This window comes from Enterobacter sp. SENG-6 (genome assembly GCF_001605945.1).
Lineage (GTDB): Bacteria > Pseudomonadota > Gammaproteobacteria > Enterobacterales > Enterobacteriaceae > Enterobacter > Enterobacter cloacae.
This window is the reverse complement of record NZ_LOMM01000055.1, coordinates 92,313-104,831: the sequence shown is the minus strand read 5'-3', so window position 1 is coordinate 104,831 and position 12,519 is coordinate 92,313. Positions and strand designations below refer to the sequence as shown.

11 protein-coding genes are annotated in these 12,519 nt (G+C 55.8%); 7 read left to right on the top strand and 4 right to left on the bottom strand.

Translation table 11 applies throughout. The annotated features are described in order from the left end of the window. Nucleotides 1-122 precede the first annotated feature (122 nt). Entirely contained in the window at nt 123-1,313 is a 1,191-nt protein-coding gene (uxuA, locus tag AX755_RS19855) for a mannonate dehydratase (RefSeq protein ID WP_029883084.1), read from the top strand. Between the two features lie 116 nt (nt 1,314-1,429). Here uxuA and yeiP read toward each other — a convergent pair whose 3' ends face one another. Next, nucleotides 1,430-2,002, bottom strand: coding sequence for an elongation factor P-like protein YeiP (yeiP, locus tag AX755_RS19850; protein ID WP_008500940.1), 573 nt, complete (start codon nt 2,000-2,002; stop codon nt 1,430-1,432). Between the two features lie 162 nt (nt 2,003-2,164). Here yeiP and AX755_RS19845 point away from each other — a divergent pair, with 162 nt between their 5' ends. Continuing rightward, nucleotides 2,165-2,419 carry a YkgJ family cysteine cluster protein gene (locus AX755_RS19845; RefSeq protein ID WP_038420213.1) on the top strand — a complete coding sequence of 85 codons (255 nt, stop codon included), beginning with the start codon at nt 2,165-2,167 and terminating at the stop codon, nt 2,417-2,419. Here the strand turns inward: AX755_RS19845 and setB are convergent. After that, nucleotides 2,416-3,597: a sugar efflux transporter SetB gene (setB, locus tag AX755_RS19840; RefSeq protein ID WP_062857295.1), complete on the bottom strand. Its 1,182-nt coding sequence runs from the start codon at nt 3,595-3,597 to the stop codon at nt 2,416-2,418. The genes AX755_RS19845 and setB overlap by 4 nt on opposite strands. A 357-nt stretch (nt 3,598-3,954) precedes the next feature. Between setB and fruB the strand changes: the two genes are divergently transcribed. The 3 genes from fruB to fruA are packed head-to-tail and all read left to right on the top strand — an operon-like array spanning nt 3,955 to nt 7,725. Beyond that, nucleotides 3,955-5,085 (top strand): fused PTS fructose transporter subunit IIA/HPr protein, encoded by a 1,131-nt coding sequence (fruB, locus tag AX755_RS19830; protein ID WP_020690121.1) that lies wholly within the window; start codon nt 3,955-3,957, stop codon nt 5,083-5,085. Continuing rightward, nucleotides 5,085-6,023, top strand: coding sequence for a 1-phosphofructokinase (gene fruK / locus AX755_RS19825; RefSeq protein ID WP_014170919.1), 939 nt, complete (start codon nt 5,085-5,087; stop codon nt 6,021-6,023). The genes fruB and fruK overlap by 1 nt, the downstream gene beginning before the upstream one ends. Before the next feature lie 16 nt (nt 6,024-6,039). Further along, nucleotides 6,040-7,725: a PTS fructose transporter subunit IIBC gene (gene fruA / locus AX755_RS19820; protein WP_023619758.1), complete on the top strand. Its 1,686-nt coding sequence runs from the start codon at nt 6,040-6,042 to the stop codon at nt 7,723-7,725. 74 nt (nt 7,726-7,799) lie between these two features. On the opposite strand, the gene nfo is transcribed toward fruA, so the two are convergent. Continuing rightward, nucleotides 7,800-8,657 carry a deoxyribonuclease IV gene (gene nfo / locus AX755_RS19815; RefSeq protein ID WP_013097964.1) on the bottom strand — a complete coding sequence of 286 codons (858 nt, stop codon included), beginning with the start codon at nt 8,655-8,657 and terminating at the stop codon, nt 7,800-7,802. A gap of 64 nt (nt 8,658-8,721) precedes the next feature. Then, nucleotides 8,722-9,768 carry a YeiH family protein gene (locus AX755_RS19810; protein ID WP_013097963.1) on the bottom strand — a complete coding sequence of 349 codons (1,047 nt, stop codon included), beginning with the start codon at nt 9,766-9,768 and terminating at the stop codon, nt 8,722-8,724. Between the two features lie 97 nt (nt 9,769-9,865). Here AX755_RS19810 and yieE point away from each other — a divergent pair, with 97 nt between their 5' ends. Then, nucleotides 9,866-10,732 carry a DNA-binding transcriptional regulator YeiE gene (gene yieE / locus AX755_RS19805; protein ID WP_029883079.1) on the top strand — a complete coding sequence of 289 codons (867 nt, stop codon included), beginning with the start codon at nt 9,866-9,868 and terminating at the stop codon, nt 10,730-10,732. A 158-nt stretch (nt 10,733-10,890) separates the two neighbouring features. Then, entirely contained in the window at nt 10,891-12,360 is a 1,470-nt protein-coding gene (locus AX755_RS19800; protein ID WP_013097961.1) for an amino acid permease, read from the top strand. Nucleotides 12,361-12,519 lie beyond the last annotated feature (159 nt).

Below are 12,519 nucleotides of genomic sequence, written 5' to 3'. Positions count from 1 at the left end.
ATCGCCGTTCTGTGAGTTCGATCAATCAATCTGTGGCGCTGTATTGACCCCCTTCATTAAACATGTATGGTAGTCGTCATCGCAGTAACAAATATTGGTATAACAACTTTGGAGGATGGGCAATGGAACAAACCTGGCGTTGGTACGGGCCGAACGATCCAGTTTCTCTTGATGATGTGCGTCAGGCTGGCGCAACGGGTGTCGTCACGGCGCTGCATCATATTCCGAATGGCCAGGTGTGGCCGGTAGAGGAGATTCAACAGCGTCAGGCGCTGCTGGCAGAAAAAGGCTTAACCTGGTCTGTTGTGGAAAGTATTCCCGTTCACGAAGATATCAAAACCCATTCTGGGGAGTATCAGACCTGGATTGCTAACTATCAGCAGAGCATCCGCAACCTGGCGGCCTGCGGCATCGATACCGTTTGCTATAACTTCATGCCTGTTCTTGACTGGACGCGTACTGACCTTGAGTATCAGCTGCCAGACGGTTCCCGAGCGTTGCGTTTTGATCAGATCGCCTTCGCGGCCTTTGAGTTACACATTCTGAAACGCCCTGGCGCGGAAGCCGATTACACGGCCGACGAGCAGCAGCAGGCGCGCGAATGGTTTAACGCAGCAAGTGAAGCAGACATAGAAAAGCTGACCCGCAATATCATCGCGGGCCTGCCGGGTGCAGAAGAGGGCTACACGCTGGATCAGTTCCGCGCCCGTCTGGCAGAGTACGGCGGCATTGATAAAAATCAGCTGCGCGAAAACATGGCGTACTTCCTGCGCGCGATTGTGCCGGTCGCGGAAGAGGCGGGCGTGCGTCTGGCCGTGCACCCGGACGATCCTCCGCGTCCCATCCTCGGCCTGCCGCGTATCGTCTCAACCATTGAAGATATGCAGTGGCTGAAAGAGACGGTCGATAGCATCTATAACGGCTTTACCATGTGCACGGGCTCGTACGGCGTGCGTGCGGATAATGACCTGGTGCGGATGATTGAAACCTTTGGCGATCGTATTCACTTCACGCATCTGCGTGCGACCTGCCGTGAAGAGAACCCGAAAACCTTCCACGAAGCGGCGCACCTGAGCGGTGATGTGAATATGGTGGCGGTGGTGGATGCCATTCTGGCGGAAGAGGCACGTCGTAAACAGGCTGGCGATTTACGTCCTATCCCGTTCCGCCCGGATCACGGACACCAGATGCTGGACGATCTGCGTAAGAAAACGAACCCGGGCTATTCGGCGATTGGCCGCCTGAAAGGGATGGCAGAAGTGCGCGGCGTAGAGCTGGCGCTGAAGATGACGAAGTATCCTGAGCTTCTGTAAGTGCTGTTGCCCGGTGGCGCTACGCTTACCGGGCCTACAAAAAACCGGCCTGAGAGCCGGTTTTTGTGTTTTTGTAGATCGGGTAAGGCGAAGCCGCCATCCGACAAAAGCCGCACTCAGTCAGCACGACCCATATAGCGTTTTTCTTCGATATGGATGCGGATTTTCTCACCCGCGGACAGGTATTCAGGTACCTGCACCACCAGACCGGTGGTCAGCGTCGCGGGTTTGTTACGCGCACTGGCGGACGCGCCTTTGATACCCGGTGCCGTTTCAACGATTTCCAGATCAACCGTCTGCGGCAGTTCCAGCGCCAGCAGCACGCCGTCCCAGGTCAGAACCTGCATATCCGGCATACCGCCTTCAGGAATGAACAGCAGCTCTTCTTCAATCTGATCTTTGGTGAAGATGTACGGGGTGTAATCTTCTTTATCCATGAATACATATTCGTTGCCGTCGATATAGGAGAAATCAACATAGCGACGGGTCAGAGTGACGGTATCAACGATATCGTCACCTTTGAAACGTTCTTCCACTTTAAGGCCGGTACGTACATCGGCGAAACGCATTTTGTACAGCGTTGCTGCACCACGGGCGCTCGGGGCCTGAATATCGATATCTTTCACAATCAGCAGTTTGCCGTTGTAATTCAGTACCATACCTTTCTTAATTTCGTTCGCTCTTGGCATTGCAGTAATCCTGTCTACGGGAGGTAAAAAATATCGCGCCAAATTACTCGTGCGCGGCCTTTCAGGCAAGCGGAATTCGTGGCTTTTGCTATCAATACATAAAAGGTGTTACTGTGCGCCCGATACCCGACTGCGCGGGTCTTTCACCGATAGAGAGCATTTATGGATTGTCGTCCCGATTGCGGCGCGTGCTGTACCGCACCGTCCATTTCCAGCCCCATTCCAGGAATGCCGGAGGGCAAGCCTGCGAATACCCGCTGCGTTCAGCTCTCTGAAACCAACCTGTGCATGATCTTTGGCTCGCCTCTGCGCCCGAAGGTCTGCTCCGGGCTGCAACCCTCCGCAGAGATGTGCGGCAACACGCGCGCGCAGGCGATGACGTACCTGCTTAATCTGGAAGCACTCACCGCACCTTAAACGTCTTTAATTCTTGTCAGGCACGCTATCGTCAGGGTGCACATCACCAGCGCAATCCAGAACACCGTGTGATAGTTCCAGATTTCAGCCACCACGCCGGCCATTGAGCCTGCGATAATCCAGCCCACGCGGGTGGTATTAGTATAAAGGGTGGTGGCAGAGCCTGCCTGGCCCGGCATCAGATCCTGGAAATAGAGCATGCCAATTCCGGCGAGTATGCCGATATAGATGGCGTTCAGCAGCTGTAAAGCCAGCAGCAGCCCCGGCGTATGAACCGTCAGCATTCCAACATAGAACAGTAGCCCGGCGACGGCGGCGATACGCATCAGAAAACGTTTCCCGAAACGCTTCGCGTAATAGCCAGCAATCAGCATGGTGGGGATTTCAAGCCCGGCCGCGGTCCCCATCATGATGCCAGCAAGCTTCTCGGGCAGATGCAGCTCATCAATAATAAACAGCGGCATATTAATGATATACAGGCTGTTTGTGCCCCACATCAGCGTACAGATAATAAAGAGGAGCAGGGCGTCACGACGGTTACGACGCGGTGCCTCCAGCACGCCTGTTGCCACTTTTGGCTCTTTACGCATCGACGGCAGAAAGAACCACACCATGGCGCCACACACCACAAAGGCCACTGCCGCACTCAGGTACATCACCGTAAAGCCAAACCCCATCGCCAGCGCGTAAGCCAGCGGCGGGCCAATAACCCACGCCAGCGATACTTGCGCACGCAGAATAGAGCTGAACATCACCGCTTCTCGCCCGGTATGGTCGGCATGCTCACGGGCAAGGGCGAACATCTGCGGATTCGCCGTTGAACCGAAACTGCTCAGAAACACCCCGATAAACAGCAGAACAAAATAGTTGCGGTTCCAGGCAAACAGGACGCAGGCGAGCATCCCCAGCAGACAGCAAAAGACGATCAGGCTTTTACGATCGCCTTTTTTATCTGAACGCCCCGCCAGAAACTGGCTCACCAGGATGCCGATAATGGCGCTTCCGGTAAAGAAGAAGCCCACCATCGCCGGACGCGCATGGACTTCATTGGTCAGGAACAGGCTCAGCGTAGGGGTCTGCAGCGCACCGGCGATGCCGGTCAGGAAGGCAACAATTAAAAATGCCGTTGAGGTGAAATCAAAGGGCTTCGGCGAGACGGCGGCGGGCGTGTTATGCATGTTTCACAGTCGGTGAGTTTCCAGGAGACGCGGAGTGTACGTCGCGAGTCAGAAAATAAACAGAGGGTGAGGTCAATTTCGCCACGAATAATCAAAATGGCATTTCATATTCGCGTGCAGCTGACCTTAGCTGAAACTGATTTGCTGACCGTCAGCAAAATTCAGCTGAACGAGAAAGAAATGTGCTGCATCTCTAAATTCTGCAATCAGAAATGTAACTTTCCTTGCAACGTCTTGCAGAAAGCGCAAGACTTTTTGAAACGTTTCAGCGCTATCTTGTTTTAACAAACGGAGCAGGCTAGCGCATTTTTTCTCAGTGAAGCTGAAACGATTCACTTTCAGCAGGAGAGGAGAACCATGTTCCAGTTATCTGTACAGGATATCCACCCGGGCGCTCAGGCCGGGAACAAAGAAGAGGCCATTCGTCAGGTTGCCGCTGCCCTTGTGCAGGCCGGCAATGTGGCTGAAGGCTACGTCAACGGCATGCTGGCGCGTGAGCAGCAGACCTCGACCTTCCTCGGCAATGGCATCGCCATTCCGCACGGCACCACAGACACCCGCGATCAGGTGCTGAAAACCGGCGTTAAGGTTTATCAGTTCCCGCAGGGCGTTGTATGGGGCGAGGGGCAGGTGGCTTACGTGGCCATCGGTATCGCGGCCAGCAGCGACGAGCACTTAGGTTTGCTGCGTCAGCTGACCCATGTGCTGAGCGATGACGCCGTGGCCGAGCAGTTGAAATCTGCCACCACCGCTGAAGAGCTGCGCGCTCTGCTGATGGGCGAAAAACAGAGCGAAGCGCTGAAACTGGATAACGACACGCTGACGCTGGACGTTGCCGCGACCGATCTGGTGACGCTGCAGGCCCTGAACGCCGGACGCCTGAAAGAAGCCGGGGCAGCAGACGCTACCTTTGTTACCCGCGTCATTAACGATAAGCCTCTCAATCTGGGCCAGGGTATCTGGCTGAACGACAGTGCTGAAGGCAACCTGCGGAGCGCTATCGCAGTGAGCCGTGCCGCAAACGCCTTTGACGTAGACGGTGAAAGCGCTGCACTGCTGGTGACCGTCGCCATGACCGATGACCAGCCGGTTGCCGTGCTGAAGCGTCTGGGCGATCTGCTGCTGAACAATAAAGCTGAAAAACTGCTGAACGCGGATGCCGCCACCGTGCTGGCTCTGCTGACCAGTGATGATGCGCTGACGGATGACGTGCTGAGCGCAGAGTTCGTTGTACGTAACGAGCACGGCCTGCATGCCCGTCCGGGCACCATGCTGGTGAATACCATTAAACAATTTGAAAGTGAGATCACCGTGGCTAACCTGGATGGCACGGGCAAAGCGGCCAATGGTCGTAGTCTGATGAAAGTTGTCGCGCTGGGCGTGAAGAAGGGTCACCGTCTGCGTTTCACCGCGCAGGGTGCGGATGCTGAACAGGCGCTGAAAGCGATTGGCGATGCCATCGCGGCGGGTCTGGGGGAGGGCGCATAATGAGCAGACGTGTTGCGACTATTACGCTGAACCCGGCTTATGACCTGGTGGGGTTTTGCCCGGAGATTGAGCGCGGCGAAGTAAACCTCGTGCGTACCACTGGCCTGCATGCTGCAGGCAAAGGGATTAACGTCGCGAAAGTGCTCAAGGATCTCGGTATCGATGTCACCGTGGGGGGATTCCTCGGTAAAGATAACCAGGATGGTTTCCAGCAGCTGTTCAGCGAGCTGGGCATTGCTAACCGTTTCCAGGTTGTTCAGGGCCGTACCCGTATCAACGTCAAACTGACGGAGAAAGACGGGGAAGTGACCGATCTGAACTTCTCTGGCTTTGAAGTGACGCCGTCTGACTGGGAGCGTTTTGTTAACGATTCTCTGACCTGGCTGGGCCAGTTCGACATGGTGTGCGTCAGCGGCAGTCTGCCATCTGGCGTAAGTCCGGAAGCCTTCACCGACTGGATGACGCGCCTGCGCAGCCAGTGCCCGTGCATCATCTTTGACAGCAGCCGTGATGCGCTGGTCGCCGGCCTGAAAGCCTCCCCGTGGCTGGTGAAGCCTAATCGCCGTGAACTGGAGATCTGGGCTGGCCGGAAGCTGCCAGAATTAAAAGATGTGATTGACGCTGCCCATGCGCTGCGCGAGCAGGGTATCGCTCACGTGGTGATTTCGCTTGGTGCAGAAGGGGCGTTGTGGGTTAACGCGTCTGGTGAATGGATCGCCAAACCGCCGTCGGTTGACGTTGTCAGCACCGTTGGCGCAGGGGATTCGATGGTTGGCGGTCTGATCTATGGCCTGCTGATGCGCGAATCCAGTGAACATACTTTACGTCTTGCCACCGCCGTTGCAGCCCTGGCCGTGAGTCAGAGCAATGTCGGCATTACCGATCGTACCCAGTTAGCCGCGATGATGGCGCGCGTTGACTTAAAACCTTTTAACTAACAGCAGGAGAGGAATAATGAAAACGCTGCTGATTATTGACTCCGGTCTCGGACAGGCTCGCGCCTATATGGCGAAGACCCTGCTGGGAGCGGCGGCGAACAAAGCACATCTGGAAATGACCGATAACCCGGGCGACGCTGAACTGGCGATTGTGCTGGGTGATAAGGTCCCGGCTGACAGCGCGCTGAACGGCAAAAAAGTGTGGCTGGGCGATATTAATCGCGCGGTGGCACATCCGGAACTGTTCCTGAGCGAAGCGAAAGGTCATGCGTCTGTCTATAGCGCACCGGCTGCGGCAGCACCGGTTGCTGCCACGGGCCCGAAACGCATTGTGGCGGTGACAGCTTGTCCGACGGGCGTCGCGCATACCTTTATGGCGGCTGAAGCGATTGAAACCGAAGCGAAAAAACGCGGCTGGTGGGTAAAAGTTGAAACCCGTGGCTCGGTGGGTGCGGGCAATGCCATCACCCCGGAAGAAGTGGCGGAAGCCGATCTGGTGATCGTTGCGGCGGATATCGAAGTGGATCTGGCGAAATTCGCGGGTAAACCGATGTACCGCACCTCTACCGGCCTGGCGCTGAAAAAGACCGCGCAGGAGTTTGATAAAGCGCTGGTGGAAGCCCAGCCTTATCAGGCAACCGGTGCGGCTAAACCGGCTACCGAAGGGAAAAAAGAATCCGCGGGCGCCTATCGTCACCTGCTGACCGGTGTGTCTTATATGCTGCCGATGGTGGTAGCGGGCGGTCTGTGTATCGCACTGTCATTCGCGTTTGGTATCACCGCATTTAAAGAAGAAGGGACGCTGGCTGCGGCGTTGATGCAGATTGGTGGTGGCTCCGCGTTTGCACTGATGGTGCCGGTGCTGGCAGGCTTTATCGCCTTCTCCATCGCTGACCGTCCGGGTCTGACGCCGGGTCTTATCGGCGGTATGCTGGCCGTGAGCACCGGTTCCGGCTTTATTGGCGGTATCATTGCCGGTTTCCTGGCGGGTTACGTCGCGAAGCTTATCAGCTCGAAGCTGAAGCTGCCGCAAAGTATGGAAGCCCTGAAACCGATTCTGATCATTCCGCTGATTTCAAGCCTGGTGGTCGGTCTGGCGATGATTTACCTGATTGGTAAGCCGGTGGCGGGTATCCTGGCGGGTCTGACCCACTGGCTGCAAACCATGGGCACGGCAAACGCGGTGCTTTTGGGTGCTATCCTCGGTGGCATGATGTGTACCGACATGGGTGGTCCGGTAAACAAAGCGGCCTATGCATTCGGTGTTGGCCTGCTGAGTACCCAGACCTACGCGCCAATGGCAGCCATTATGGCAGCCGGTATGGTGCCACCGCTGGCGCTCGGCCTGGCAACGATTATTGCGCGTCGTAAATTCGACAAAGCGCAGCAGGAAGGCGGCAAAGCGGCACTGGTACTGGGCCTGTGCTTTATCACCGAAGGGGCGATTCCTTTCGCTGCCCGTGACCCAATGCGTGTTCTGCCTTGCTGTATCGTTGGCGGCGCGGTGACCGGGGCTATCTCAATGGCGATTGGCGCGAAGTTGATGGCACCGCACGGTGGTCTGTTCGTTCTGCTGATCCCAGGTGCTATCACCCCGGTACTGGGTTACCTGCTGGCGATTGTTGCCGGTACGCTGGTGGCGGGGCTCTCTTACGCGGTGCTGAAACGCCCTGAAGCGGAAGCGGTGGCAAAAGCAGCCTAAAAGAGGTGTCGGGTGGCGGTTTCGCCTTACCCGACCTATAAAAAAGCCGGACGCTTAACGCGATCCGGCTTTTTTTATGCCGCCTGTTCAGCAGTCTGCTGTGCCTTCAGCCAGGCGATCTCTTCCGCCCAGATATCCGGATTGATGGTTTCCAGCACCATGGGGATACCATCGAAACGGGCGTCCTGCATGATAAAGCGGAACGCATCATGGCCAATATTACCTTCACCCAGGCTGTGGTGACGGTCTACGCGGCTGCCAAAGGCGCTTTTGGCATCGTTTAAATGCATTCCACGCAGATACTTAAAGCCCACCACGCGTTCGAACTCATCGAAGGTGTTTTTCGTGGCCTCGGTTGTACGCAGATCGTAACCGGCTGCAAACGCGTGACAGGTATCGATACATACGCCCACGCGGGATTTATCTTCCACGCCGTCAATGATGGCGGCCAGATGTTCAAACTTAAAGCCGAGGTTGCTGCCCTGACCGGCGGTATTCTCGATCACCGCGGTAACCCCCTGGGTTTTATCCAGCGTGATGTTAATGGACTCCGCAATGCGTGCCAGGCAGGCCTCTTCGTCTATCTGCATCAGATGGCTACCCGGATGGAAATTCAGCAGCGTCAGCCCAAGCTGCTCGCAGCGCTGGACTTCATCCAGAAACGCTTCGCGGGACTTCTCCAGCGCTTCCTGAACCGGATGGCCGAGGTTGATCAGATAGCTGTCGTGGGGAAGGATTTGACCCGGCCCGTAATGGTACTTCTCACAGGCGGCTTTGAAATCATCTATGACATCAGCGGTAAGCGGCGCGGCGCGCCACTGGCGCTGGTTTTTGGTGAACAGGGCGAAAGCGGTCGCCTCAATTTCGGCGGCGCGAATGGCGGCATTCGCAAGGCCACCGGCAGCGCTGACGTGCGCTCCAACGTATTTCATAAAGGGACTCCTGTTAACCCGAAATGCGTATCATAACGGGTTAACAGGGGAAGGATGTAGTGGTTTATGCCATCAGGCTGTGGACCACGAGGTTAATCGCGCCGCCACCCACAATCAGCCAGATGAAGAGCACCAGCGCCATCAGCAGCGGTTTCGCACCGGCTTTTTTCAGCGCGCTGACGTGCGTGGTCACCCCCAGCGCCGCCATCGCCATCGCCAGCAGCACGGTATCCAGCGTCACCAGCATATCGACCACCGCTTTTGGCAGCAGGTGGAAGGAGTTGAAAATCGCCACCACGATAAACAGGATCGCAAACCACGGTATGGTGATTTTACTCTTCTGATTACCACCCGCGGGCGCAAGCTGTTTCACGCGGGCGGCCAGGATAATCAGGAAGGGTGCCAGCATCATGACGCGCAGCATTTTAGCAATCACCGCAGCGTTTTCTGCTTCCGGGTTAATGGCATGACCCGCCGCCACGACCTGCGCCACTTCATGCATGGTTGAGCCAATGTAGATGCCATAGGTTTCCGGGCTAAACCAGTGGGCAACCAGCGGATACATGGCCGGGTAGAGGAAAATAGCCAGCGTACCGAAGATCACCACGGTCGCGACCGCCACCGTAACTTTGCTGGATTCCGCCTTGACCACAGGTTCGGTTGCCAGTACCGCCGCCGCACCGCAAATACTGCTCCCGGCACCGATCAGCCAGCTGGTCTGTTTATCCAGGCCAAAGATTTTCTGCCCGATAAAGCAGGCCAGTAAAAAGGTGCTGGTCAGGGTCAGGACGTCAATGGCGATACCGCTAATGCCAACATCCGCAATCTGTGAAAATGTGAGGCGAAAGCCGTAAAGAATGATCCCGAGGCGCAGCAAATGCTGCTTGGCAAAAATAACGCCGCCATCACAGGACTTCCAGATGTGCGGGTAAACGGTGTTACCCACGACCATGCCGAGCAGGATCGCCAGCGTTAAGGCGCTAAAACCGGCACCGGCGACGGCGGGAATGCTGCCGCCCCATAATGCCACACCGGTGACGACCGCGCTGAGCGCAAGACCCGGCACGAAGTGCCACAATGTACGATGATGCTGTAAGGTGATTTCTGACATAACCTTCTCCTTTGTCTGGCTAAAGGTTACGGCGCGCTGGTTTAAAAATAAAATTGATTATATACTTATAATCAATCTATATAAGTGGTAAGCAACCATGCACATTACTTTGCGTCAGCTGGAAGTTTTTGCCGAAGTGCTGAAAAGCGGGTCGACGACCCAGGCCTCGCAGATGCTTTCGCTTTCCCAGTCTGCGGTCAGCGCCGCGTTAACCGATCTTGAGGGCCAGTTGGGCGTGCAGCTCTTCGACAGGGTAGGGAAGCGGCTGGTGGTTAACGAACATGGCCGCCTGCTTTATCCCCGCGCGCTGGCGCTGCTGGAACAGGCAACGGAAATTGAACAACTCTTCCGGGAAGAGAACGGTGCCATCCGCGTGTATGCCAGCAGCACCATCGGGAACTATATCTTGCCGGAAGTGATTGCCCGCTATCGCCGGGATTTCCCGACCCTGCCGCTGGAGATGAGCGTGGGGAACAGTCAGGATGTGATCAATGCGGTAATCGATTTTCGCGTGGATATCGGTCTTATCGAAGGGCCGTGCCATAACGTCGATATCATTGCGGAACCCTGGCTGGAAGATGAACTGGTGGTCTTCGCTTCACCCGCCTCGTCGTTATTGCAGGGTGAGGTGACGCTGGAACGTCTGGCGCAGGCGCAGTGGATCCTGCGTGAGCAGGGCTCCGGCACGCGGGAAATTGTTGATTATCTGCTGCTCTCCCATTTGCCGCATTTCCAGCTGGGGATGGAGCTGGGCAACTCAGAGGCGATCAAGCATGCGGTGCGACATGGCCTTGGGATCAGCTGCCTTTCACGACGGGTCATTATTGAACAGCTTGAGGCCGGAACGCTGGTTGAAGTTCCGCTTCCGCTGCCCAAACTGGTGCGCACGTTGTGGTGTATTCACCATCGTCAGAAACATCTTTCCAGCTCGCTGCAGCGTTTTCTGCGCTATTGCGCCATGTAAAAGCGCCCCTCACCCCAATGGGGAGAGGGAAAAATTATGCTTTACTTATAATCCTGGCCGAGTCATGAAGCTCTCTTATAACTCAGTATTTCTGCCGGAAGGAACGCGGATCGTCTGCTACAATCGCGCCTCATTTATTAGATGGACAGCATTTTCACATGGTTTCAGAAACTAAAACCACAGAAGCGCCCGCGCTACGCCGCGAACTCAAGGCGCGTCACCTGACGATGATCGCCATCGGCGGCTCAATCGGTACAGGTCTTTTCGTTGCCTCCGGGGCAACCATTTCGGCAGCTGGCCCGGGTGGGGCACTTTTCTCTTATATCCTGATTGGCCTGATGGTCTACTTCCTGATGACCAGCCTGGGCGAACTGGCCGCGTACATGCCGGTATCCGGTTCGTTTTCGACCTACGGTCAGAAATACGTTGAAGAAGGCTTTGGCTTCGCGCTGGGCTGGAACTACTGGTACAACTGGGCGGTCACCATCGCCGTTGACCTTGTCGCCGCACAGCTGGTTATGACCTGGTGGTTCCCGGACACGCCAGGCTGGATCTGGAGTGCGCTGTTCCTCGCGGTCATCTTCCTGCTGAACTACATCTCCGTTCGCGGCTTTGGCGAAGCGGAATACTGGTTCTCTTTGATCAAAGTGGCAACCGTCATCATCTTTATCGTCGTCGGTGTGGCGATGATCGTTGGTATTTTCAAAGGGGCGGAACCGGCCGGGTGGAGCAACTGGACGATTGGCGATGCGCCGTTTGCCGGTGGTTTCTCGGCGATGATTGGCGTGGCGATGATTGTTGGCTTCTCTTTCCAGGGCACCGAGCTGATTGGTATTGCTGCCGGTGAGTCTGAAAACCCGGAGAAGAACATTCCGCGCGCGGTGCGTCAGGTATTCTGGCGTATTCTGCTGTTCTATGTGTTCGCGATCCTGATTATCAGCCTGATTATCCCGTACACTGACCCAAGCCTGCTGCGAAACGATGTCAAAGACATCAGCGTCAGCCCGTTCACGCTGGTCTTCCAGCATGCCGGTCTGCTCTCTGCGGCGGCGGTGATGAACGCCGTTATCCTGACAGCGGTGCTGTCTGCGGGTAACTCCGGTATGTACGCCTCAACCCGTATGCTCTATACCCTGGCCTGTGACGGTAAAGCGCCGCGTATTTTCGCAAAACTGTCTCGTGGTGGTGTGCCGCGTAACGCACTGTATGCCACAACGGTCATTGCTGGTCTGTGCTTCCTGACCTCCATGTTCGGTAACCAGACGGTCTACCTGTGGCTGCTCAACACCTCTGGTATGACGGGCTTTATTGCCTGGCTGGGGATTGCCATCAGTCACTACCGCTTCCGTCGCGGCTATGTGATGCAGGGACACGATCTGAACAACCTGCCGTACCGTTCCGGGTTCTTCCCGCTGGGGCCGATTTTCGCCTTCATTCTGTGTCTGATTATCACCCTGGGCCAGAACTATGAAGCGTTCCTGGCGGACACCATTGACTGGGGCGCCGTAACGGCCACCTACATTGGTATTCCGCTGTTCCTGGTGATCTGGTTTGGTTACAAGCTGATGAAAGGAACGCACTTCGTTCGCTACAGTGAAATGGAATTCCCTGAACGATTTAACAAATAAACCGCACTTCCTCTCTTTTAGCCCGCTCATTTGAGCGGGCTTTTTTATCTCCACATTATGCAGAACGGATATAATTTTTAACAATTTAATTGATAATAATAATCGTTTGCTTTATCGTTACGTCAAAATAAGCAGACCACCGACCCGCCGGAGATGCGG